Consider the following 25,180-nt stretch of genomic DNA (forward strand, 5'->3'; position numbering starts at 1 on the left):
TTCAATCTTTAAAAATATCCTTCATTTTTGGTGAAGGATATTTTTTTAATGAAGTAAGGAAAGGGTGAATGCTAATGGGTTTACCTACAGTTGCAATTGTTGGAAGACCAAATGTTGGGAAATCAACAATTTTTAACCGAATTGCCGGTGAGAGAATTTCGATTGTAGAAGATACTCCAGGAGTAACCCGTGATAGAATTTATTCTCACGGTGAGTGGTTAGGTCACGAGTTTAGTATGATTGATACAGGTGGTATTGAAATCGGTGATCAACCTTTTGTTAAACAAATTACCGCGCAAGCTGAAATAGCAATTGAAGAAGCTGATGTAATTATCTTTATGGTTAATGGTAAAGAAGGAATTACCAACGCTGATGATAACATTGCTAGAATTTTATACAGAACTAACAAACCAATCGTATTAGCTGTTAATAAAGTTGATAATTTCGAAAGTAGATCAAGCATCTACGACTTTTATTCATTAGGTTTTGGCGACCCATATCCAATCTCTGGGGCCCATGGATTAGGTCTAGGTGATTTATTAGATGAAGTTATCAAACACTTTAAAGAAGAAACAGAAGAAGAAAATGACGATAAAATTCGTTTTAGTTTGATTGGTCGACCAAATGTTGGAAAATCATCATTAGTTAATGCTATTTTGGGTGAAGAAAGAGTTATCGTTTCTAACGTTGCTGGAACCACTCGAGATGCCATTAATACTGAATTCGAACAAGATGGCCAAGAATTCACAATGGTTGATACTGCTGGTTTAAGAAAACGTGGTAAAGTGTATGAAAATACCGAACGCTACTCAGTATTAAGAGCAATGAAAGCAATTGATAACAGTGATGTAGCGCTAATTGTTTTGAATGCTGAAGAAGGTATTCGAGAACAAGATAAGAGAATTGCCGGATATGCCCATGAAGGTGGTAAGGGAATCATTATCATTGTTAATAAATGGGATACACTTAAAAAGACCAGCAAAACTCAACAAGAATTTGAAGCTGGGATAAGAAGTCAATTCCAATACCTTTCATATGCACCAATCCTATTCGTTTCGGCACTTACCAAGCAAAGATTAAATCAAATTCCAGAATTGATTAAACGTGTTTATGATAACCATGCTAAGCGAATTTCTTCATCTATGCTTAACGATGTCTTGATGGATGCAATTGCAATGACACCAACTCCAAGTATTAATGGTCGTAAGTTAAGAATTTACTACGCAACTCAAGTGAAGAGTGAACCACCTACTTTGGTGATCTTTGTAAATGATGAAGATTTAATGCATTTCTCATATAGAAGATATATTGAAAATCAAATTAGAGAACATTTTGATTTCTCTGGGACCCCTATTAAAATAATTTCTAGAAAGCGCAAGTAGACAGTAACTATTAATTCTAACTTTTTTATAAATTATGTGAAAAAAATAATAAAATCGTTGAATTGTAGGCGTTTATGTGATATCTTGAATAAATGTAATGACATTAATTTGTTGTGATTACATAAGTCGAAAAGCATTATTGTTTTCCGAACATTGTGGGAGGTGAAACACATGGCTAATAAGGCGGAATTAGTAAGCGACGTAGCTACTAAAACTGGTTTGACTAAGAAGGATGCAACTTCAGCAGTTGATGCTGTTTTTGAATCAATCCAAGGTAGTTTAGCTAAGGGCGAAAAGGTACAATTAATCGGCTTCGGTAACTTCGAAGTACGTGAACGTGCTGCTCGTAAGGGTCGTAACCCTCAAACTGGTGCAGAAATTCAAATTCCTGCAAGTAAAGTGCCTGCTTTCAAACCAGGTAAGGCTTTAAAGGATGCTGTTAAATAATAACAGCTTGCTTTATAATTAGGCTGGTCCGACAAATGTCGAACCGGCCTTTTTATTTTAATCATAGGAGTGATAAATTTGAGTTATTCGCAGAAGGCATTAGATTTTCTGGAAGACGGAAATATTGAAGAATTTAATAAGCAATATAATTTGGCACTTCATCATGATAGTGATGAAATGGTTTATTCACTCGCAGAGGAGTTATATTCTTATGGTTTCACCAACCAAGCTAAAGAATTATATGAAAAGTTATTAAAAAAATTCCCCGATGAAGACGAATTAAGAACAGACATTGCTGATATTTTAATCAGTGAAGGTAATACAGATGAAGCACTTGAACAATTAAGTAAGATTGGCAAAGATTCACCTGCATATCTTCAATCTTTAATGGTGCAAGCTGATCTTTACCAAACTCAAGAATTATTTGAGGTCAGTAGAGAAAAGCTATTAGAAGCCAAAAAAATAGAGCCAGATGAAGATGTAATTACATTTGCATTGGCTGAATTGTTCTATACGATGGGGGAATACAATAAAGCAATTCCTCAATATTTAACTTTAATTAAAAAAGGAATTATGAACTTATCCGCAGTTAATCTGGTTGAACGAGTTGGAATTTCATACGCTAATGACAGTAATTTTGAAAATGCAATTGGTTATTTAAAGCAAATTAAGACAGTTGATATGTCATCCGATGTTAAGTTCGAAACTGCATTTACGTACCTTCAATTGAAAGAATACGATCAAGCAATTGATATCTTTAAAGAATTACGTGATAGCGATCCACAGTACGCGACCTTATATCCATACTTGGGTCAAGCACTTGAAGCAACTAATAAAATTGAAGATGCTTATAAAGTACTTCAAGAAGGTTTGAGTGTTGATCAATATAATGAAAAATTGTATTTAGCTACAGCTAGAGCAGCGCTTAAATTATCTGAAACTGATGACGCACTAAAATACCTTCAAGAAGGTAATAAGATTGATCCAGATGATATTGAAATCGTATTGGAATTATCTAACTTATTTGTATTTAGAGAAGACTTTGAGGAAAATGTAAAGTTATTAAATACTTATATAGAAAATCATGAACTCGATCCACAATTTTATTGGAATTTAGCAATTTCATATGATAAGTTAGACAATTTAAAATTAGCGCATAAAAATTATTTAGCTGCTAAACCATATTTTGAAGATAATTCCGACTTTTTAAAGGAAGCTGCATTATTCTTTAGGGAATATGGTGATAAGGATAATTCATACGAATTATTGAGCAGATATGTAAAAATGCAACCTAATGATGAAGAGGCTGCATTTATGTTAGAAGAGTATTTAGATTAATTTAGCTGCTAATTGTTTATAATAATTGATTGAGGATAAATCCAAATTTAAATGTGTAGATAAGTCTATATCATTTAGGTTTGGATTTTTTTGAATGTAAAAAACAATATAGGATTGAAATAAGGTAGAAGGATTAAGTGACATGTTTAAAACATCTTCACTCGGTTTAAGGTATTTATGAAGCCCTTGAATTGTAATGTTGGGTTGCTTAGATAATCTTTGTTTCAAAAAAATATCAGAAGAACGTTGCTTTTTTTGGATGGGCTTAATAAATTCATCGAACGATGTTTTAAAAATTAATTCATTTTCAGTGAAATTAATAGAGTCTAGTTGTTTATAAAATCCTGTTTGAAGAAACTCTTCGGATTTATACCCCTTGCTAGTTAACAACATTGTCATACGGGCATAAAAATGAACGTTATTGTTCGTTAAAATAGAGTCTAGTTCATTTATCCATTTAACATTGACATCTTCCTTAGATGTCTTTTTTAAGCCTTTTAATTCAATTGTAGGTAAATTGGAGTTCAAATTATGTGTAAAAAGGTAATTAAAGTAGACGTTGATGTGCGATAAAATTTTGTTATAGGTCGAATTACTAATTTGGCGATTATTTAATAGCATATTTAAATATTCCTCAATATCTCGGTTGAATAGATTTTCAACACGATGATCTGATTGATATCCTTTATTAAACTCAGATAAATAATTAAATAATTCGGTTAATATTTTGTTATATTCATCAATTGTAACTTCAGATAAATCTTTAGATGATAAATGCTTTGTAAAACTATCTTGATAAGGGTAATTATTTTTAGCTGACAAGTTAAAATCACTCCTTCTTATATGAATATATTACAGCACTAAAACTGTTAAACTTCAATCTGTAAATTGAGGGATTAATCTGTTAATATTTAATATAGATTGTATTGAGAGTAGGTATAAAAATGAAAATCGAAAAATTACCGAACGAATTTGAAAAAGCGCGTCCTGTAATGCAACAAATTGAAGAAGGTGGCTACCAAGCTTATTTCGTTGGCGGTAGCGTGCGTGACACTATTTTAGGGTTACCAATTCATGACGTTGATATTGCCTCAAGTGCTTATCCACAAGAAATTAAGCAAATATTCAAGAAAACCGTTGATACTGGAATAGAACACGGAACAGTGATGGTTCTATACAATAAAAAAGGTTATGAGATTACAACATTCAGAACCGAATCTGGCTATCAAGATTATCGAAGACCTGATAAAGTTGAATTTGTGAGATCCTTAGACGAAGACTTAAAACGTCGTGATTTTACAATTAACGCTTTTGCCATGAGAGAAAATGGTGAAGTTACTGATTTATTTGATGGACTAGAAGACATTCAAAAACGCTTAATTAGAGCAGTGGGTAATCCTAACGAACGATTTAATGAAGATGCATTGAGAATGATGAGAGCCGTTAGATTTGCCAGCAAATTGGACTTCGACATCGAAAAAAAAACAATGAGCGCGATTAAAGAAAACAGTCACTTATTAGATAAAATTGCAGTCGAAAGAATTTACACTGAATTTGTGAAAATGATGATGGCTAATCGACCTAAGCAAGGAATTTCTGACATGCTCAATACAGACATGTATAAATACGTACCAGTATTTGGAAATTATCCAAAGCAATTAGAAGCGATTACTAAAGTTGATAATTTAACATTATTGGATGAAATTGAAGTTTGGTCATTTATCGCATTTAATTTTGCAATGAATAGAAACGAAATTAGCTCAATGCTAAAAAAATGGAAAGCATCTAATGACATTATTAAAAATACTCAACAATGTGTTGACGCTATTAATAATATTAAGCAAGACCGATTAGATGAATGGGAAATGTATCAAACGGGAGAAGATTTGTTGATAAAGGCCAACCATATCGCTAAATTATATGGTTTTGAACAAAATGAATCAGATCTAATTAGCAAATATGAACATCTTAATATTAAAGATAAGAAAGAAATGGCTATTAACGGTGGCGATTTGATAAAATCAGGCGTAGTTAAGCCAGGTCCAGAAATGGGTAAAATCTTGTTCAAACTAGAAAAAGCACTGGTATGTAATGAGATAGATAATGACAAGGAATCGTTGATAGAAGCCGCTAAAAATTTTTGAGAGAGTGATTAAATGCAAACCTTACGTGCAGAAGCATTAACTAAAACATATGGTGAAAAAACGTTATTTAAAGACCTTGATTTCATAATTAATGAACAAGATCGAATTGGATTAATTGGTACCAATGGTAGCGGAAAATCATCATTATTGAATGTGTTATCACAAGAAGATATTGATTCAACCGGAAACATCGTAACCTCTAAGACTTATACAATTGGATACCTAAAACAACAACCCAAATTGGATGAAGAACTTACAATTTTAGAAGCAGTTTTTGCTGGTAGCCAAGATGTATTTAATACAATCAGACGTTATGAACAAACATTGGGAAATTATTCTAATCATCCAGATGATCCAAAAGCCGAAAGACAGTATTTAGATGCTGAAGCTAAGATGAATGAGGATGACGCTTGGAATGCGGAAAGTGATGTTAAAACGATTTTAACGCAACTAAAAATTGATGATGTAAATCAAGTAGTTAGTACGTTATCTGGTGGTCAAAAACGACGTGTTGGATTAGCACAAGTTTTAATTCAATCTCCAGATTTGTTAATTTTAGATGAACCAACCAACCATTTGGATTTTGATTCCATCGAATGGCTACAAGAATATTTAGCCAAGTATAAAGGTGCATTATTATTTGTAACGCATGATCGATATTTCTTAGATCAAATTGCAAATAAAATCTGGGAATTATCATTTGGAGAATTGTTCGAATATACAGGTAATTATCAAGATTATTTAGCACAAAAAGCCGAAAGAGTTGATCTTGAAGTTGCAGCAGAACATAAGAAACAAAAGTTGTATAAGCAAGAATTAGCTTGGATGAAAAAGGGTGCCAAAGCTAGAACTACTAAACAACAAGCTCGAATTAATCGTTTTAATGATTTAAAAGAAAATGTTGGTAACCTTCAAACTGAAGAAGATGTTGATATTAACCTAGGTCAACAAAGATTAGGTAAAAAGGTTATTGAAATCGAGGATGCTAGTTTAAATTTAAATAATAAAATTATTTTGAGTCATTTTAGTGAATTAATCCAAAGAAATGAAAGAATTGGTATTTCAGGTGAAAATGGTGCGGGTAAATCATCATTATTAAACGTTATTGCCGATAAGTTACCACTGGATAGTGGTACCATTGAGATTGGTGAAACTGTAAAGATGGCTTACTACACCCAACAAACTGAGCCAATTCCAGACGATAAACGTGTTATTAACTACTTAACAGATGTTGGTGAACATGTTACTGATAATACCGGTAATAAGATTAGTGTTACAGATTTATTGGAACAATTCCTGTTCCCTAAATTTATGCATGGAACATTAATTAGAAAGCTATCTGGTGGGGAAAAAAGAAGACTGTACCTACTTAAATTGTTAATGCAACAACCTAATGTATTATTGTTGGATGAACCAACTAATGATTTGGACATATCTACTTTGACCGTGCTAGAAGATTATATCTCTCACTTTAGTGGAACGGTAATAACGGTTTCACATGACCGATATTTCTTGGATAAAGTGGCAAGTCGATTGCTTATTTTTAATGGTGATGGCCAAATTGAAAGTTATGTTGGATTATTTACGGATTACTTAAGAAAGTCTGCGGATAACCAAAAAGTTGAGAAAAAGAAAAATCATGAACAACATATAACTGAAAAGAAACAACAAAATGATACTTCGGATGAAAAGACGAAGAAGAAACTAACTTATGCTGAAGAAATTGAGTATAATGATTTAGAAAAAGAAATTGACGAATTAGATAGTCAAATTAGCACATTAAAAGAAGAAATGACGCACTTAGGTAATGATTACGATAAATTAGCAGATACACAAGTTCAAATTGATGAATTAACTCGTCAATCTGATGAAAAGATCGCTAGATGGGAATACCTAAGTGAATACGTAGAATAGGGGAACGTTATGTTAGAGGATGCATATTTAAAATTAGCTAGTGATGTATTAAAAAATGGTCATCGTAAAGAAGATAGAACCGGAACAGGTACAATTAGTACCTTTGGATACCAAATGCGTTTTGATTTATCCAAGGGATTCCCACTTTTAACTACCAAGAAAGTACCATTTGGTCTTATTAAAAGTGAATTACTATGGTTTTTAAGAGGAGATACAAATATTCAATTCTTACTAAAACACAAAAACCACATTTGGGATGAATGGGCATTCAAGAACTGGGTTGAATCTGATGAATATGATGGTCCTGACATGACAGATTTTGGACTAAGAGCTGAAGAAGATGCTGAGTTTAAGAAAGTATATTTAGATGAAAAAAAGAAGTTTTGTCAAAGAATAGTTGAAGATGATGATTTCGCTAAGAAATATGGTGATTTAGGATTGGTTTATGGTAGTCAATGGCGTAAGTGGAAGACCACTACTGGAGATACTATTGATCAAATCCAAAATGTAATCGATGAAATTAAACGTAATCCAGATTCAAGAAGATTGATTGTCTCAGCATGGAATCCAGAAGATATTCCATTTGTTGCTCTACCACCTTGTCATACAATGTTCCAATTCTATGTAACCGATGGTAAGTTGAGCTGTCAATTGTACCAACGTTCAGGTGATATCTTCTTGGGTGTTCCATTTAATATTGCTAGTTATGCATTATTAACATCATTAATCGCTAAGGAATGTGGACTAGAACCGGGTGAATTTATTCATACTTTAGGGGATGCTCATATTTATTCTAACCATGTAAATCAAATTGAAGAACAATTACAAAGAGAACCATATGAAGCACCAAAACTTTGGTTAAATCCTGATAAAAGCAGTATTTTTGATTACGATATGGAAGATATTAAAGTAATCGATTATAAGCATCACGATCCTATTAAAGCACCAGTTGCTGTATAAAATAAAAAGGGGTAAAAATTATGATTTCTTTTCTTTGGGCTGAATCAAACGATCACATTATCGGATTAAATGGCGATTTACCATGGCATTTACCTGCCGATATGAAGTATTTTAAGGAAACTACTACTCATCAAATTATTATGGCCGGTAGAACTACTTATGAAAGCTTTAAAAGACCGCTACCAAATAGATTAAATACTGTATTAACAAGTCATGACAAATCAGAATATCCTAATGATGTTGTTGTATTTAATGAATTAAGTGAATTCTTAGAATTTGCTAAAAAATTTAGTGATAAAGAAATATTTGTCGTTGGTGGTGCTAAAATATTTAGTGAACTAACCGAATATGTTGATAGATTATATAAAACTGTGATTGATTATGATTTTGATGGTGATACAAAGATGCCAGAAATAAATTATAATGACTTTAATTTAGTATCAACTAAAGAAGGAATCTTAGACGATAAGAATATTTATCCACACCGATTCGAAGTTTATGAACGAAAATAAAAAAAGAGGTTACGGATTATTCCTAACCTCTTTTTATGGGGGATTTTAGTTTGAAAAGAATATTAAAATGTCTGCTCTTTTTATTGTTAATTGGCTGCATTGCTGGAATTAGTTTTACTGTGATGTCAGAGAAACTTAATTCAAACAATTCACGTGTTAACTTGTCAAAAAATGCTAAAGTTAATATTGTCGCACTTGGTGATTCTCTTACCCAAGGGGTCGGAGATCCCAAAAAATCAGGTGGATATGTTTCTAGAATAAAAACGCAATTGCAAAAACGTGGTTATAAAAACGTTCAAAGTTATAATTACGGAATTGCTGGTCAAAGAAGTGACCAAATCAATGCCAGAATTCAACAAAATAAAAATCAGCTTACTAATCAATTAAGAAAAGCAAATGTAATCGTAATAACCGTTGGTGGAAACGATTTACTTCAAAGTTTACAGAAAAATGCATTAATAAGTAGCGATTCTGCATTTGAAAAAAATATGGATGTTGCTATTAAAACATACCAAAATAATTTACAATCACTTTTAAGTCATGTCAGAAGAGTGAATGCAACTGCACCGACTTACGTTTATGGAATTTATAATCCGGTATATGTATACTTTCCTAACGTAACTAAGATTAGTCAATATGTGGATAAATTTAATGTCATTACAAGTCATAAAGTTAAGCAATATCGAAAAATGCATTTTGTTGACATTATTGCCTTAACATATGGTCAATTCAAAACAAAAGACCAAAGGGAAAAGTTAGAAAATAGCAATAAAACCATTTCAATCAATCCGTTCAATTTAATTGAATTAGATGGTTCACAAGGCGAAATAAATAACTATATTTCACCAGATGATCATTTTCATCCTAACGATAAAGGTTATGATTTTATGACTAGTCAATTATTAAACGCAATGAAAAAGAATAATGATATTAAATAAGAGGCTATTAGCAATGGAAAAGAAGAAAGAAAAAAAGTTATTTAAATATTTATTTATTTTATTAGCTTTGTTAATCATTGGAAGCGCGGGTTACGTTTGGGTTCAAATGCATAGCGCTGTTGTTAACCCACAAAGTGGTAAAGTAAATAAGGACAATACACCAATATCAGTGCAACTAAATAAAAAACAAGTAAACGCACTTTCCAGTTATTATTTACAAAAATTTGAAAAGAAGAATAAGAACATGGATTATAAGTTCTGGTTGGGAAACCAGGCATATGTTTACGGTAAGATAACTATCTTAGGTTCTAAGGTTGGTTATTTATTAAGCTTAGATCCACATTTGTTAAGTAATGGTGATATCGAATTAGATGCAAGTAAATTGGAAGTTGGTAAGTTAGATATTCCAGCCAATTTTGTAATTGGTTATGTTGGAAAACATTACAAAATCCCTAAATGGGTTGAATTAGATAGTCACAATAGTAGAATCATATTACACGTTAATAAGCTTGGTGGAAAAAATGAACTATCTTATCAAGCCCAAAAAATCGATATGAATGGTGATGGAGATTTTCATTTTAAGGTTCTAATTCCTAACCAATAAAAGGAGAAATAATGAATAGTTTTTATCATTTTTTAATGACAGAAAGAAATCCAAAAAGTACTGATGCAATTGCTCAATTTGCTAATAATGCTTTTTATGATCAATCGTTCCCAAAACAATCAAATGAGTATGAAGAAATATCTGAGTATTTAGAAGAAAATGCGTCATATTTACCAAGTATGACAATATTTGATGAAGCTTGGGAAAACTACAAAAACAACAAACATTAAAATGAACCTATAATTAGGTTCATTTTTTGGTTATTAATATAGTACAATTAAAATATATAGAATAGGAGCGGATAAATATGATTCAATGGTTCCCAGGACATATGGCAAAAGCCATTAGACAATTTGAAGAAAATATTCACTTAGTTGATATTGTTTTTGAATTGGTAGATGCAAGATGCCCATATAGTTCAATTAACCCAGAGGTAGCAAGAATTAGTCAGGATAAACCTAGATTAATGATCTTAACAAAATCTGATTTAGCAAATCCTAATATCACAAATCAATGGCTATCATACTTTAGAGCACAAGGATATGCCGCAATAGCGATTGACTCCAAGAAGAATACGACTGGTAAATACATTACTAAGGTTGTTAAAGAGTTGTTAGCAGATAAGATAGATGAAGCACAAAAGAAGGGCTTTGATAAAAAAATTATTAGAGCTATTTGTGTAGGTGTTCCGAACGTTGGAAAGTCAACATTATTAAATCAAATCGTAAAACGCCGTGCAGCACAAGTTGGAAATCGAGCAGGTGTTACTAAGGGACAACAATGGTTACGTTCAAGTGATGAATTGGAACTATTAGATACCCCAGGGATACTATGGCCTAAATTCCAAAATGATGAAATTGCTAATAAATTAGCATTATCTGGTGCGATTAAAGATAGTATTTACCACAGTGATGACGTTGGACTATTTGCACTACATTTCTTTAGAGAATTCAATGGTGAAGAACTAATGAATAGATATCATTTAAGCGAAGATGATATGGACTTATCTGATGTTGATCTGCTATTGAAAATAACTGAAAAATTAGGGATGCATGATGACTATGAGCGAGCATCAATGAGAATAATATTGGATGCTAGAAAAGGCAAAATTGGTCGTTTTACATTAGACGCGGTTAGTGATTTGGATAATGAAGAGGTCGAATAGAAAAGATGACTGAATCAATTAAAGAAATTAAAGAAATTTTAAGCCAGGTTGACGACATCAATTCTGATCTAATTGCTAAGTATTGTGATGACAGCAGAACTGGAGTGCAAAAGCTAATTAGTCAAACTAAAAAAAGGATTGAAAAGCTTGAAAACCAAAAAGCTTCATTTCAAGAACGATTAAAATTTGAAAGAGACTTTTGGTCGAAAGGCGTTGAAATTGTTGCTGGTGTCGATGAAGTTGGCAGAGGTCCTTTAGCGGGACCAGTTGTGACATGTGCTGTCGTTTTACCAGAAGATTTCAGTATTTATGAAGTAAATGACTCTAAGCAGCTCTCTGAAAAAAAGAGATATGAACTTGCTAGCAAGATAAAAGAAAATGCTTTAGATTACAGTTATGGAATAGCTGATAATAAGTTAATAGATGATATTAATATTTATGAAGCTACTCGTGTAGCAATGAAGCAAGCAGTCATGGGATTGAAGAAAACTCCTGATGAATTAATTGTTGATGCAATGCAAATCCCTGTGGAAATTGATCAACTAAGATTAATCAAAGGGGATGCCAAAAGCGCCAGTGTTTCAGCTGCTAGTATTCTAGCTAAAACATACCGAGATGATTTAATGAAACAATATGACAAAGAATATCCGGAATATGATTTTGCTAATAATGCTGGATATGGCACAAAAAAACATCTAGATGCACTTTATAAATACGGTGCGACACCAATTCACCGTAAAACTTTTAAACCTGTCACAGATTTAATTAATTAATTTTTTCGTATATACCTTTAGTTAATTGGAGGTATATTGAAAATGAATACGAGATTTTTATTATTAAAGCTTAAGTTATGTGCAGGAATTGGAATTAAATCTGAATATCGGTTCTACGAATGGATGATAGACAGATATAAAACGATTCCAAAAAGCATCAATATTTCAGCAGAAGAAATTGCAGAAATACTAATGTTGAATAAAAATAATTCAAAAACGTTTATTAATTCATATAATAGTGATAAATTAAATAGTGTACTGAATCACCATATTAATCACGTTAAGTGGTTTACCATTTTGGATGACATTTATCCAGAAGCTTTAAAAGAAGCATATATGCCACCAATCGTATTATTTTACTTTGGTGATTTAGAATTATTAAAAACTAAAAATTTAGCAATAGTTGGTGCCAGAAATAATACTGAATACTCTGTCAGTGTTATAAAAGCATTAATGCCAGATATCGTTAATAATCAAATTACCGTTATTTCTGGATTGGCCAAAGGTGTAGATCGTTTGGCTCATTTAGCCGCAATTTCATGTGGTGGGCGAACTATTGCTGTGATTGGAACTGGATTAGATAAGTATTATCCAAAGGAAAACGAAGATTTACAACGGACGATTGCTAAAAGGGATTTACTGATTAGTGAATATCCGGTCGGAGTAACTCCAGCAAAACATCATTTTCCTGAAAGAAACCGAATTATCGCTGGATTGGCTAGCTCAATATTGGTAACAGAAGCTAAGTATCGATCCGGAAGTTTAATTACCGCAAATTTAGCATTACAAAATAACAGAAACATACTGTCAGTTCCGGGGAGAATTGATAGTGACCTTTCCGTAGGTTGTAATGAATTAATTTCTGCTGGTGCAAAGCCAGTACTAACTTCCAAGGATATTTTAGAAGAATATTATTATTAATATTTGCCTTTGGGAGAATCGAAAATAAATTTTAATGAGGGATGCAGATGGCGACTACTACAAAATCAACCACAAAAAAGAAGAAACAGTCGACTAAAAAGAAGTTAGTTATTGTCGAATCTCCAACAAAGGCAAAAACTATTCAAAAATATTTAGGTAGAACATACCGCGTGATTGCAAGTAAGGGGCACGTTAGAGACCTTCCTAAGAGTAAAATGGGTGTAGATGTGGATAACGAATTTGAACCACACTACATTTCTATTCGTGGTAAGGGAGATACAATTAAGGAACTAAAAGCTGAAGCTAAAAAAGCTAAAAATGTTTACCTTGCATCTGACCCGGATAGAGAAGGAGAATCTATCGCCTGGCACATTTCTCATCTACTTGGTTTAAAAGAAGAAGATAAGAATAGAGTTGCTTTCCACGAAATTACTAAGGATGCGGTTAAAGAAGCATTCAAAAACCCTCGTGAAATTGATATGAACCTGGTTGATGCACAACAAGCTCGACGTGTCTTAGATAGACTTGTGGGTTATTCAATTTCACCATTATTATGGAAAAAGGTTAAAAAAGGCCTTAGTGCCGGAAGAGTTCAATCAATTGCACTTTGGTTAATTATTCAAAGAGAACGTGAAATTAAGAAGTTCGTACCTACTGAATATTGGACAATTGATGCTGATATGAAGAAGGGTAAGGATGCATTTAAAGCAAGTTTTTACGGCGTTGACGGTAAAAAGACTGAAATTAATAGTAATGAAGAAGTTCAAACTGTTTTAGCCAAGTTTGATAAAAAGAAACCTTTTGACATTACAAGTGTTGTAAAGAAAGAACGTAAGAGACAACCACAACCACCTTTTACAACTAGTACAATGCAACAAGATGCCAATGTTAAGTTAAACTTCAAGACCGGAAAAACCATGATGGCTGCTCAACAGCTTTATGAAGGAATTAATATCGGTAAAGAAGGTAACCAAGGATTGATTACCTATATGAGAACTGATTCCACTAGAATTTCAGCGCTAGCAAAGCATGAAGCTTCTGAATTTATTCATAATGAATATGGTGCTGAATATGCTGCTACTAAGCCTGTAAAAGGTAAATTGCCAGAAGGGGCTCAAGATGCCCATGAAGCAATTAGACCAACATCAGTTAAAAGAACACCGGCAGCTTTAAAACCATTTTTAACTAACGATCAATACAAATTATATAATTTAATTTGGTCTAGATTTATGGCGAGTCAAATGACTCCAGCCATTATGGATACTATGACTGTTGATATGGAACAAAATGGTGTTAACTTCAGAGCTAATGGTTCTAAACTTAAGTTCGAAGGATTTTTAAAGGTATATAACAAGGGCAAGGAAAAGGATAATATTTTACCTGATCTTGTTAAGGGAGATTCAATTACGATGAGTAAGAATAACCCTGACCAACATTTCACTCAACCACCTGCTAGATACAGTGAAGCTAAATTGATTAGAACCCTTGAAGAAAATGGTGTTGGTAGACCTTCTACTTACGCACCAACTTTAAGTACTATTCAAAAAAGATACTATGTTAAGCTTGTTGGTAGACGTTTCGAACCAACAGAACTTGGTGAAATTGTAAATAATATTATTGAAGAATACTTCCCAGATATTATTAATGTTGATTTCACCGCGGATTTAGAAAATAATCTGGATGAAATTGAAGAATCGAAACAAGACTGGGTTAAGGTAGTTGATAAGTACTTCAGACCATTTGAAAAAGAAGTTAAAAATGCTGAAAAGAATATGGAAGATGTACAAATCAAAGACGAACCAGCTGGATACAACTGTGAAATTTGTGGAGCCCCAATGGTAATTAAGATGGGTAAATACGGTAAATTTTACGCTTGTTCTAGATTCCCAGACTGTCGTAATACTCAAGCGATTGTTAAGAAAATTGATGTTACTTGTCCTAAGTGTAAGGAAGGTGACGTCATTGAAAGAAAATCCAAGAAGAATCGTATCTTCTATGGATGTTCAAGATATCCTGAATGTGACTTTGTTACATGGGATAAACCAGTCGGTAGGGATTGTCCTAAAGACGGTAACTTCTTAGTTGAAAAGAAAATTAAGGGCGGAACACAAGTTGTTTGTCCTAATGGAGACTATGAGGAAGCAGTTCAAAAATAAAATAAATAGCCCCTAAAATATTTTGTATTTTAAGGGCTATTATTGTAAATATGATGAAGAGTGATAAAAATGCAAAAAGATAATGACATTGAATTAATTAATTGGTTCATGGATTATTTGCTTGATGAAAGACAATATTCTAACAATACAGTATTGGCATATAAATCAGATATTCTAGATTTTAAGGAGAGCTTAGCTGATGAGAATAGAAGTCTCCATCAAGCTGATGATCTAGATGTTAGCAACTACTTAACAATTCTGAAGAAGAAAAACGAAAGTAGAAATACCATCATCAGAAAAATTTCATCATTAAGATCATTCTACAAGTTTCTAAATAGAAATAATGAATTAGAAGACAATCCGTTTGATGATGTTAATTTAAAAAAGCATCCAAATCACTTACCAAGATTCTTTTATGAAAAGGAATTATATGAGCTTTTCAAGTCAGCTAAAAATGGTGAAAATAGCCAATTAGCACTTCGTAATTATGCTATCCTTGAATTGTTGTATGATACGGGGATGCGTGTTAGTGAATGCGTTAATCTTTCGTATAAGGATATTGATTTTGATAATAGAATCATAAATGTAATTGGTAAAGGGAATAAACAAAGATACCTTCCATTTGGTAAATACTTAATAAAGGCATTGGATGAGTATGAAAAGGGATGTCGACGAGAAATCATGAATAAATATAATAAAAATCATGATTTTGTTTTTATTAATCAGCATGGAGATCAGTTAACTAGTCGAGGAATTGAATATATTCTAGATGATATTGTGAAACGAACTTCTTTGACTACTAACATCCATCCTCACATGTTGAGACATACTTTCGCTACTCAAATGTTGAACAATGGGGCTGATTTGAGAACAGTTCAAGAACTATTAGGTCATAGTAGTTTATCAACAACGCAAATTTATACACACGTTACTAATGAACATTTATTAAGGGATTATAATAAATTTTTCCCACGTTCGTAGTATAATAGTTGATTTATGAAAGCGCTTTATTGTAGAATTAAATTATAAATTCGTTAGGGGTGATAACATGATAAAAACGATTAGTAATGACTATTTAAAAGTTAACATTAATACTCTTGGAGCTGAAGTTACAAGTGTTTTAAGCAATGAAGGTGTCGACTATATTTGGAATGGTGATGAAAAGTATTGGAAACGTCATGCGCCCATCTTATTTCCGATTGTCGGTAGATTGAAAAATGACGAATATACTTATAACGGTAAAACATACCATATGGGACAACATGGTTTTGCTCGTGATATGGAATTTGATGTAGTTAATGAAAATTCATCATCAATTACATTTGAGTTAAAAGCCAATAGTGAAACCAAAAAGGTTTATCCCTTTGATTTTAGATTAGAAGTTAGCTACGAATTAGTTGATCACAAATTAAAAACTAACTTACATGTTTATAATGAAGGGCAACAAGAAATGTTGTTCTCAATTGGGGCCCATCCAGCATTTAACGTTCCGCTTGACGGTGTAGGCCAATACAGTGATTACAAAGTCGAATTAGCGAATAAAAAGTCATATGACGAAATTTTTTTTAAGGCTCCTTATGCTGACTTCGATAATGTAAAACGAATTAATTTAATGGAACCGGTGTACCTATCTCATGAAATGTTTTATGATGATGCAAAAGTTCTTAAAATCAATGATGAAGAAATCACTAGTATGTTAAGCAGTGATAAAACTGATCGCGGCGTTTCAATGACAGCATATAACACTGAATATGGTGGAATTTGGTCCAGTAAAGATGCTCCATTTGTCTGTTTAGAACCATGGTGGGGAATAACTGACGGTATTAATAGCGATGGAAAACTTGAAAATAAGATTGGTATTAATAGAATTGAAAATGGACAAGATTTCGAAGCTAAATTCGATTTATTATTTTTCTAAAAAAAGAACCTTTGAATAAAATTCAAAGGTCTTTTTTTTATCTATTTTGTTTTCCAGAGTTACGTTTTCTTAATTCATCATGATTAACGTTATTTTCTTTTGAATTGGTATCTTCAGTATCTGGTGTGATATCTTCTTCTTCGACTTCAGTTAAAATCTTTTTATCTGCATCTTCTGCTTGTTTAGCTGCTTGTGCTGCAATTTCAGCTTTCATCTTTGGACGGTATAGATTAATAATGAATGTTTGTAAACATGCAAACAATCCACTAATAAAGAAGTAAATTCCTAATCCAGCAGGTGCTGATAAAGTGAATGCTGCAATTAAAACTGGTGTGAAGTATGAAACCATCTTCATTTGTTTCTTTTGATCTTCTGGAAGTCCTTGGGTCATTAAGTATCCTTGGATAACATATGCAAGGAATGAAAGAACAACTAGAACTAAGCTTCGATCTCCTAGTTTAACACCTAAGAAGATAGTATGTGAAACTTCAGGTGAGAAACGAATACCATTGTATAAAGCGATGTAGACAGGCATTTGAATTAATAGAGGAAGACAACCGATTCCTCCAGCAACGTTAATATCATTGTCTTTGTACAATTTCATCATTTCTTGTTGAATTTTGGATTGTTCTTCTTGTGAAGTAGCTTCTTTTTGTCTCTTTTGAATTTCCTTCATTTTTGGTTTGATGAAATTCATTTTTTCTTGCATTAATGTTGATTTCTTTGTTTGACTAATCATAGCAGGAAGCAAGATCATTCTCACGATAATTGTTAAGATGATGATTGCTAATCCGTATCCACCAACAAACTTAGCAATGAAATCAAGAATGTGTTGACCAGGTAAGGCCAAGTATTGATAGGTTAATCCATATGGTTTTCCATTTGAGTCAACACGTACACATCCTGATAGGACAAGTGCCAAAGCCCCAATTATTGATAAGGCACTAAACTTTTTAATTTTTTTCATTTTAAAAAACCTTTCATGTAAATTCATTTTTAATGATAACAGAATTGAATATTTTTAAAATATCCAACTTGATTATTTTATCATAAAACCAGTTGTTTTTAGATTTTCGATATTTTTTATTTCAATGTTGTTAACATGTCCGAATGGGGTAGGTGATTGTTTGATAATATTAATAAATTTATCTACAACAGAATCGGTTCCTGAAACGTTGATTAAAACATTACCATTGCTTAAGTTAGTGACGAAACCATTTAAATTTAATTTATCAGCTTCTTTTTTAGTCGAAAATCTAAATCCAACCCCTTGAACTTTTCCGCTTACGATTATTTCTAACGATTTTTTGTCGTTCATAAGATTACCTCTCCATTTATTTATTAATGTATATAGTAACATATATGTTTTATTACTATATTATGCTAAAATAATAGTAAAGATAATTTTTTAAAGGGGCATTAAACCTGGAATGGAACAAATTATTTCTGCTAAAAACGAGCGAGTAAAAAAATGGGTTAAATTAAAAACTAAAAAGGGAAGAACAACTTTCAATCAATATATATTAGAAAGTTGGCACCTTGTTTCAGAAGCTATTAATGCACATCAAACGGTTAATGTTATCCTAACAACTGATAAACAATATGAATTACACCAAGAAGATATCGATAATTTTTCGGGTGAAGTGATTGAAATTAGTGAAGATGTTGCGAAGGCATTAGGATCTACATCGACTCCACAAGGAATATTTGGAATCGTTAATTTGGATAATGATGCTAAAGAGCAAGATATTGATTATTCAGGTGCATGGTTGTTATTAGATCAAATTCAAGATCCTGGAAACATTGGAACGATGGTTAGAACAGCCGATGCAGCTGGTTTTAAAGGGGTCGTATTTGGAACAGGAACATCTAGTCAATTTAATCCTAAAGTATTAAGATCTATGCAAGGCAGTCAATTTCATGTCAGCATATTTGAAGGTGATTTAAATCAATGGATTAGTAACTTCAAAGCTAATCATGTTCCAGTTTATGGAACTGAGTTAAATCCTCAAGCAGTTGGATACTTGGATGTTGATCCTACTGAGAACGTTGCACTTATAATGGGTAATGAAGGTAATGGAATGCAAGATGAATTACTTGACCAAACTGATAAAAATATATATATTCCTATCAAAGGAAGAGCCGAATCACTAAACGTTGCAATTGCAGCTGGAATTTTAATGTTTCATTTAAATAAATAATTATTAAAGTTGATGAAAGGAGAGATATAAATGAAGAATGACGCATGGCAGCATGATCAAGAGTATTTAAGCTATGTATCGGATTTATTAAACAATCCAGAAGTAAAAAGATTGGATAATTATATACAACACCATTCATCAACAAGATTACAGCATTGCATTAACGTTTCGTACGAAAGTTATTTGGTTGCAAAGAAAATGAATCTAGATGTTAAATCAATATCTCGTGGTGGTTTATTACACGATTTATTTTATTATGATTGGCGCACTAGTAAGTTTAATTTAGGATCACATGCTTATATGCATCCTAGAATTGCACTAAGAAACGCTGAAAAGATAACTAATTTAAATGATAAAGAAAAAGATATTATTACTAAGCATATGTGGGGATTAACATTGAGTAAGCCTAAATGTGCTGAAAGTGTAATCGTTGCTTTGGTTGATGATTACGATGCTGTAAGAGAATACATCACACCGAAGTATCGATCGCTTAAGAATAAAATAAAACGCAACGCTTTATAGGATTGGAGGTATATGTTAAAAATGCAAAGAAGTTCAGATTTAAAAACAACTATTGATTTTCATTTGTGTCCTAAATTTGAAAGAACCTTTCAAATGTTAGGAAAAAAATGGAATGGATTGATTATTGAAACTTTACTAGTTAATGGTCCACAACGTTTTAAATGTATAGCTCAAGTCGTATCAAAATGTAGTGACCGTGTTTTAGTTGAAAGACTAAAAGAGTTAGAAGAAAATGGCATTATTACAAGAAAAACATTCTGTGATTCTTCATTAATTCAATATGAATTAACTGAAAAGGGAATGGCATTAGGACCAATTATGGAACAAATTCATGAATGGTCTGATGAATGGACTGATTAGTTCAAATTGGCTTGACCAAATGCCGAAATTAAGCTATTATTTAGATAAATGTGTTGAAGAAAAAGTAGTAAGCTAATTGATAAGATTGACAGAAAGATTACATATTGTTGAGAGTAATCACCTTATTAGCCGAATTCGTTTTCTGAACTGATGTTGGGAGTTAATTAATAACGAAAAATAATCCGGTAATCCACCGTTATGGAACTTAAGTGTATGAATAATTTTTATAGTATTATTCATAAACTAGGGTGGTACCGCGAAGCTTCGTCCCTTTTGGGATGAGGCTTTTTTTGTTGAAATGAGAGGAGAATTTTATGTCTTTAGAAGATGATTTAACCAAGTTGCGTGATGACGGAATTAAACAAATTCAAGAAGCAACTGATGTTAACGAAATAACAAAAGAAATAAGAGTAAATCTACTTGGTAAAAAAGGACCTATTACTCAAGCGTTAAGAGGAATTAAGGACTTACCAGTAGAAAAAAGACCAGAAGTTGGTAGCTATGCAAACCAAATCAGAGATGATATTCAAAATGCGTTAGATACTAAATTGGTTGAATTAGAAGAAAAAGCGCTAGAAGCACAATTATCTGCTGAAAAAATTGATGTTACTTTACCAAGTACACCTGTAACTAAGGGACATCCACATGTTATTCAATCAATTATTGATGATATTTGTGATATGTTCATTGGAATGGGTTATGAAGTTAAAAGCGGTCCAGAAGTAGAAGAAGATAAGTATAACTTTGAAATGATGAACCTTCCAAAGGATCATCCAGCCAGAGATATGCAAGATACTTTCTACATTACAAAAGAAATTTTAATGAGAACTCAAACTTCTCCAATGCAAGCTAGAACTCTAGAAAATCATGACTTCTCTAAAGGTCCTCTAAAGATGATCTCACCAGGTGTGGTTTATCGTAGAGATACTGATGACCCAACTCATTCACACCAATTCCATCAAGTTGAAGGAATTGTAATCGATAAGAACATTACAATGGGTGATTTAAAGGGAACTCTTGAATACCTATTACACCAATTATTTGGTGATAAATATGATATCAGATTAAGACCAAGTTATTTCCCATTTACTGAACCTTCAGTTGAAGCAGATGTTACTTGTTTCAAATGTGATGGTAAGGGTTGTGACGTATGTAAACATTCTGGTTGGATTGAAGTTTTAGGTGCCGGAATGGTACACCCTAACGTATTAAAGATGGCTGGAGTAGATGCAGATGTATATGGTGGATTTGCATTTGGATTAGGACCAGACCGTTTTGCAATGTTGAGATATGGCGTAGATGACATTCGTGATTTTTATTTGAACGATGTAAGATTCTTATCGCAATTTAATTAAGGAGAGATACTAATGAAAATTTCATACAATTGGCTAAAGGAATATATCGACTTAGATGTATCAGCTGATGACTTAGCAGAAAAAATTGAACGTTCATCTGTAGAAGTTGATTCAGTAATCAAACCTAGCGAAGGACTTAAGAAAATCGTTGTAGGAAAGATTGTTGACATGGAAGACCATCCAGATTCAGATCATTTACACGTTTGCCAAGTAGACGTTGGCGAAGATGAACCTGTTCAAATTGTTTGTGGAGCACCTAACGCCCAAGTTGGGAAAAATGTTATTGCTGCATTATCTGGAGCAAGAGTTGCAGACAATATGAAGATTAAAAAATCAAAAATGCGTGGAATTCAATCAAACGGAATGTTATGTGCATTGGACGAAATTGGATATCCTAAAGACGTTGTACCAAAGGAATGGGCAGATGGAATTTACTTCTTACCTGAAGATGCTACTTTAGGTGATGATGTATTTAAGTACCTAGGTATGGATGATGCTCTAATCGATTTAGATGTAACTCCAAATCGTGGAGATATGTTAAGTATTTACGGTTCTGTTAGAGACCTATCTGCTATCTACAATAAGCCATTTAAATTTGATATTGATAAAGTAAGTGAAACTTCTGACAAGAAGACCAGTGATCAAATTAACAGCAAGGTTGATAACGAAATTGCATGGAGTTACTTAAACCGTGTAGTTAACAATGTTGAAGTTAAGCCAAGTCCAATTTGGATGCAAGTTAGATTATGGAATGCTGGAATTAAACCGGTAAATAATATCGTTGATATTACCAACTACAGTATGTTGAAATTTGGACAACCAATGCATGCTTATGATTTAGATAAATTAGCTGGTACTATTGAAGTGCGTTATGCTCGAGATGGCGAAAAAATTACTACTCTAGATGAAAACGAAGTTGAATTAGATGGCAATGATATCGTTATTTCTGATGATAATGGTGCAATTGCTATGGCTGGTGTAATGGGTGGACTAGACTCTTCTATTACGGCTGAAACAAAGAATGTTGTATTTGAATGTGCTGTTTTCGATCCAATCAAGGTTAGAAAAATGGCTAGAAAACATGTCATTCATACTGATGCTTCTCAACGTTTTGAAAGAGGCGTTGACCCAATGGGACTTGAAGATGTACTTTCATCTGCATCAGAAATGGCAAGAACTATTGCTAATGGTGAAGTAACAAGTGATACATTAGTAGGTAGTAAGTATGAAGCTAAAAAAGTTGAAATCGATATTACTGATGAAAGAATTAATCACGTATTAGGAACTTCACTTTCTGTTGAAGACATTACAGATATCTTCAATCGATTAGGCTTCGAAGTTGAAGTGACTGATAATAATATGCATGTTATTGTTCCAACCAGACGTGGTGATATTCATATTCAAGCAGATTTAATTGAAGAAGTTGCCAGAATTTATGGATATGATAATTTACCAAGTACTTTACCTACAACCACAATGACAACCGGTGGACTAAATGAAGAACAATTATTAATTAGAAAATCTGGCAAATTACTTGAAGGATTCGGCTTAACTCATGCGATTTCATATGCATTAACAACTGCTGATAAAGCTAAAATGTTTATGATGGATTCATCAAGTGAAACTGATTTAAGTTACCCAATGAGTAGTGATCATACTACCTTAAGAATGAACTTAGTTTCTGGATTATTAGATGATATTGCATATAATCAAGCACGAAAAGTTGAAAACGTTTCTCTATACGAACAAGGTCGTGTATTTTATAAACAAGATGATAGCCAAGTTAGACCTGATGAAATTGAACATATTGCGGGTGCAATTTCAGGTTCAATGAATGAAGGATCATGGAATCAACCAGAACAAAAAGTTGATTTCTATCAAATTAAGGGAATTGTCGAAGAATACTTATCAACAATTGGATTTGATGGTCAAATTTCTTATAAAGCAAACAGCGATTATAATGAAATGCATCCTGGTAGAACTGCTGATGTATATGTTCATGGTCACTACGTTGGTTTTGTTGGACAAGTACATCCAAAGGTTGCTAAAGAATTCAAAATTAATGACACTTACGTCTTTGATTTGAATCTAAAGACAATTATCGAATTACCAAAACAAGAACAAAGCTATGAATTAGTATCAAAATATCCATCAATTAAGAGAGATATTGCAATGTTGATCGATAAGAATGTTGAAAATGACAACATTGTTGATGTGATCGTTAAACGTGGTGGAGCATATCTTACAGATGTTAATCTATTCGATTTATATGAAGGTGAACATGTTCCCGATGATAAAAAGTCATTAGCATACTCATTAACATTCCAAAACAAGCATGATACATTAGTTGATGAAGACGTTAACAGTGCTATGGAAAAAGTACAAAGAAATCTTGAAAAAGAATTCAATGTCGAAATTCGTTAGAATCTAGATGGGGGAATTATTTTGAACGAAGATAAAAAGACAAATGATTTCGAGAAGAAGCATTCAAATCTAGGTAAAAAGATTTCACTAAGTATCATTGCGATTTTGGTTGTACTTGGTACATGTATTTTTATAGTTGGTCACCAGTACGTAAAAGAGTCATTAAAGCCACTTAATCCTAAAAGTAATGATTTGATTCAAGTGCAAATTCCTTTGGGTGCTTCTGATAAGAAAATCGGTTCAATATTGCAAGATAGCAAGATTGTCAAAAGCGGATTGGTTTTTGATTACTTTGTTAATAGTCATAATTATGCTGACTTGAAAGCAGGATACTATGAACTATCTCCTTCAATGAGTTTACAAACAATTGCTGATAGATTAACCAAGGGTGGTTCTGATCAACCATTACAAGGAATATATGGTCGCATGTTAGTTCGTGAAGGTGATACAATTAGTCAAATCGCTAAGACTGTACAACAACGAAGCCGTTTCTCAAGCGATGATTTCTTGAAGTTGATAAGTGATAAATCATATTTAAAAGAATTAAAAGCTAAGTACCCACAACTACTTAATTCTGCTTTTAAATCTAAAAATAAAAAATATGTTTTGGAAGGATATTTATATCCAGCCACATATAATTCACAAAACAATGTTTCATTGAAGCAACTCGTTAATCAAATGATTGCAAAGACGAATCAAGAAGTGAGTCCTTATTACAAGGAAATAAAGAAACAGAATTTAACTGTCGATGAAGCAATAACATTAGCTTCATTCATCGAAGTTAATCATGTGGGAAAAATTGATAGACAAAAAATGGCTGGAGTATTGTATAATCGATTGAACAGTAATTTACCACTTGATGTAAAATCAGCAATTAAGTATGCTAATGGTAAATCATCAGTTCAAGTGCTTACTAAAAAAGATTACAATAGTACTTCTGCTTATAATCTTTATCAATATACTGGAATGGGCCCTGGTCCAATAAGCAATCCAACGTTTAAGTCATTAGTAGCTGTATTGCATCCAAGAGATATGGTAAAGTCGTATTTTGCATATAGTGTAAATACTAGCAATAAAAAAGTTAAATATTATAATACTGATGTAAGTACTAATTTGTTGTTTGATAATGATAGTGTTATGAGATAA

25 protein-coding genes and 1 other annotated feature are annotated in these 25,180 nt (G+C 32.5%); of the genes, 22 read left to right on the forward strand and 3 right to left on the reverse strand.

What is annotated here, in order from left to right; genetic code table 11:
- The first annotated feature begins 74 nt into the window (after window positions 1-74).
- The 3 genes from der to ABWU86_RS04075 all read left to right on the forward strand — a co-directional run bounded on the left by der (window position 75) and on the right by ABWU86_RS04075 (window position 3,167).
- Window positions 75-1,382, forward strand: coding sequence for a ribosome biogenesis GTPase Der (gene der / locus ABWU86_RS04065; protein ID WP_053950089.1), 1,308 nt, complete (start codon window positions 75-77; stop codon window positions 1,380-1,382).
- A gap of 171 nt (window positions 1,383-1,553) precedes the next feature.
- Entirely contained in the window at window positions 1,554-1,829 is a 276-nt protein-coding gene (locus tag ABWU86_RS04070) for an HU family DNA-binding protein (RefSeq protein ID WP_053950088.1), read from the forward strand.
- Window positions 1,830-1,907: 78 nt separating this feature from the next.
- Window positions 1,908-3,167, forward strand: a complete 1,260-nt coding sequence (locus tag ABWU86_RS04075) for a tetratricopeptide repeat protein (protein ID WP_353321557.1) — start codon at window positions 1,908-1,910, stop codon at window positions 3,165-3,167.
- Here the strand turns inward: ABWU86_RS04075 and ABWU86_RS04080 are convergent.
- A complete protein-coding gene (locus ABWU86_RS04080; RefSeq protein WP_353321559.1) occupies window positions 3,159-3,989 on the reverse strand; it encodes a phage integrase N-terminal SAM-like domain-containing protein in 831 nt (276 codons plus the stop codon). The two genes, ABWU86_RS04075 and ABWU86_RS04080, sit on opposite strands and share 9 nt — an antisense overlap.
- Window positions 3,990-4,111: 122 nt before the next feature.
- Here ABWU86_RS04080 and ABWU86_RS04085 point away from each other — a divergent pair, with 122 nt between their 5' ends.
- The 13 genes from ABWU86_RS04085 (at window position 4,112) to ABWU86_RS04145 (ending at window position 17,172) form a co-directional block, all read left to right on the forward strand.
- The gene (locus tag ABWU86_RS04085; protein WP_353321561.1) at window positions 4,112-5,311 is read left to right on the forward strand and encodes a CCA tRNA nucleotidyltransferase; all 1,200 of its coding nucleotides are present in this window, start codon (window positions 4,112-4,114) and stop codon (window positions 5,309-5,311) included.
- A 12-nt stretch (window positions 5,312-5,323) separates the two neighbouring features.
- Window positions 5,324-7,225 carry an ABC-F family ATP-binding cassette domain-containing protein gene (locus ABWU86_RS04090; RefSeq protein WP_353321563.1) on the forward strand — a complete coding sequence of 634 codons (1,902 nt, stop codon included), beginning with the start codon at window positions 5,324-5,326 and terminating at the stop codon, window positions 7,223-7,225.
- Window positions 7,226-7,234: 9 nt separating this feature from the next.
- Entirely contained in the window at window positions 7,235-8,185 is a 951-nt protein-coding gene (locus tag ABWU86_RS04095; RefSeq protein ID WP_353321565.1) for a thymidylate synthase, read from the forward strand.
- A gap of 20 nt (window positions 8,186-8,205) precedes the next feature.
- Entirely contained in the window at window positions 8,206-8,697 is a 492-nt protein-coding gene (locus ABWU86_RS04100) for a dihydrofolate reductase (protein ID WP_293792841.1), read from the forward strand.
- Window positions 8,698-8,819: 122 nt separating this feature from the next.
- Window positions 8,820-9,635, forward strand: a complete 816-nt coding sequence (locus ABWU86_RS04105; protein WP_353321568.1) for an SGNH/GDSL hydrolase family protein — start codon at window positions 8,820-8,822, stop codon at window positions 9,633-9,635.
- 13 nt (window positions 9,636-9,648) lie between these two features.
- Complete coding sequence (locus ABWU86_RS04110; protein ID WP_293792839.1) at window positions 9,649-10,239, forward strand: YpmS family protein; 591 nt, start codon at window positions 9,649-9,651, stop codon at window positions 10,237-10,239.
- A gap of 11 nt (window positions 10,240-10,250) precedes the next feature.
- Window positions 10,251-10,469, forward strand: coding sequence for a YozE family protein (locus ABWU86_RS04115; protein ID WP_053950079.1), 219 nt, complete (start codon window positions 10,251-10,253; stop codon window positions 10,467-10,469).
- A 77-nt stretch (window positions 10,470-10,546) separates the two neighbouring features.
- Window positions 10,547-11,404 carry a ribosome biogenesis GTPase YlqF gene (ylqF, locus tag ABWU86_RS04120; RefSeq protein ID WP_293792838.1) on the forward strand — a complete coding sequence of 286 codons (858 nt, stop codon included), beginning with the start codon at window positions 10,547-10,549 and terminating at the stop codon, window positions 11,402-11,404.
- Window positions 11,405-11,409: 5 nt separating this feature from the next.
- Entirely contained in the window at window positions 11,410-12,177 is a 768-nt protein-coding gene (locus ABWU86_RS04125; RefSeq protein WP_293792837.1) for a ribonuclease HII, read from the forward strand.
- A gap of 42 nt (window positions 12,178-12,219) precedes the next feature.
- Window positions 12,220-13,098, forward strand: a complete 879-nt coding sequence (dprA, locus tag ABWU86_RS04130) for a DNA-processing protein DprA (RefSeq protein ID WP_293792836.1) — start codon at window positions 12,220-12,222, stop codon at window positions 13,096-13,098.
- Window positions 13,099-13,145: 47 nt separating this feature from the next.
- Window positions 13,146-15,254, forward strand: a complete 2,109-nt coding sequence (gene topA, locus ABWU86_RS04135; protein ID WP_353321572.1) for a type I DNA topoisomerase — start codon at window positions 13,146-13,148, stop codon at window positions 15,252-15,254.
- 69 nt (window positions 15,255-15,323) lie between these two features.
- Window positions 15,324-16,235: a tyrosine recombinase XerC gene (gene xerC / locus ABWU86_RS04140; protein ID WP_293792833.1), complete on the forward strand. Its 912-nt coding sequence runs from the start codon at window positions 15,324-15,326 to the stop codon at window positions 16,233-16,235.
- Window positions 16,236-16,302: 67 nt separating this feature from the next.
- On the forward strand, window positions 16,303-17,172 hold the full coding sequence (locus tag ABWU86_RS04145) for an aldose 1-epimerase family protein (RefSeq protein WP_293792832.1): 870 nt from the start codon (window positions 16,303-16,305) through the stop codon (window positions 17,170-17,172).
- Window positions 17,173-17,209: 37 nt separating this feature from the next.
- Here ABWU86_RS04145 and yidC read toward each other — a convergent pair whose 3' ends face one another.
- Together yidC and ABWU86_RS04155 are read right to left on the reverse strand one after the other, a co-directional pair.
- Window positions 17,210-18,139 (reverse strand): membrane protein insertase YidC, encoded by a 930-nt coding sequence (gene yidC / locus ABWU86_RS04150; protein ID WP_293792830.1) that lies wholly within the window; start codon window positions 18,137-18,139, stop codon window positions 17,210-17,212.
- A 72-nt stretch (window positions 18,140-18,211) separates the two neighbouring features.
- A complete protein-coding gene (locus tag ABWU86_RS04155) occupies window positions 18,212-18,490 on the reverse strand; it encodes an acylphosphatase (RefSeq protein WP_293792828.1) in 279 nt (92 codons plus the stop codon).
- A 112-nt stretch (window positions 18,491-18,602) separates the two neighbouring features.
- On the opposite strand from ABWU86_RS04155, the gene ABWU86_RS04160 reads away from it, so the two are divergent.
- The 6 genes from ABWU86_RS04160 to mltG all read left to right on the forward strand — a co-directional run bounded on the left by ABWU86_RS04160 (window position 18,603) and on the right by mltG (window position 25,180).
- Window positions 18,603-19,373: a TrmH family RNA methyltransferase gene (locus ABWU86_RS04160; protein WP_293792826.1), complete on the forward strand. Its 771-nt coding sequence runs from the start codon at window positions 18,603-18,605 to the stop codon at window positions 19,371-19,373.
- Between the two features lie 30 nt (window positions 19,374-19,403).
- A complete protein-coding gene (locus tag ABWU86_RS04165; RefSeq protein WP_293792824.1) occupies window positions 19,404-19,895 on the forward strand; it encodes an HD domain-containing protein in 492 nt (163 codons plus the stop codon).
- Between the two features lie 12 nt (window positions 19,896-19,907).
- The gene (locus tag ABWU86_RS04170; RefSeq protein ID WP_435370532.1) at window positions 19,908-20,255 is read left to right on the forward strand and encodes a winged helix-turn-helix transcriptional regulator; all 348 of its coding nucleotides are present in this window, start codon (window positions 19,908-19,910) and stop codon (window positions 20,253-20,255) included.
- A gap of 44 nt (window positions 20,256-20,299) precedes the next feature.
- Window positions 20,300-20,530: a binding site (T-box leader), on the forward strand.
- Between the two features lie 39 nt (window positions 20,531-20,569).
- On the forward strand, window positions 20,570-21,610 hold the full coding sequence (gene pheS / locus ABWU86_RS04175; RefSeq protein ID WP_293792822.1) for a phenylalanine--tRNA ligase subunit alpha: 1,041 nt from the start codon (window positions 20,570-20,572) through the stop codon (window positions 21,608-21,610).
- A gap of 12 nt (window positions 21,611-21,622) precedes the next feature.
- Window positions 21,623-24,034: a phenylalanine--tRNA ligase subunit beta gene (pheT, locus tag ABWU86_RS04180; protein ID WP_353321578.1), complete on the forward strand. Its 2,412-nt coding sequence runs from the start codon at window positions 21,623-21,625 to the stop codon at window positions 24,032-24,034.
- Between the two features lie 21 nt (window positions 24,035-24,055).
- Window positions 24,056-25,180, forward strand: coding sequence for an endolytic transglycosylase MltG (gene mltG, locus ABWU86_RS04185; RefSeq protein WP_353321580.1), 1,125 nt, complete (start codon window positions 24,056-24,058; stop codon window positions 25,178-25,180).

This window comes from Apilactobacillus pseudapinorum (assembly GCF_040369555.1).
GTDB lineage: Bacteria > Bacillota > Bacilli > Lactobacillales > Lactobacillaceae > Apilactobacillus.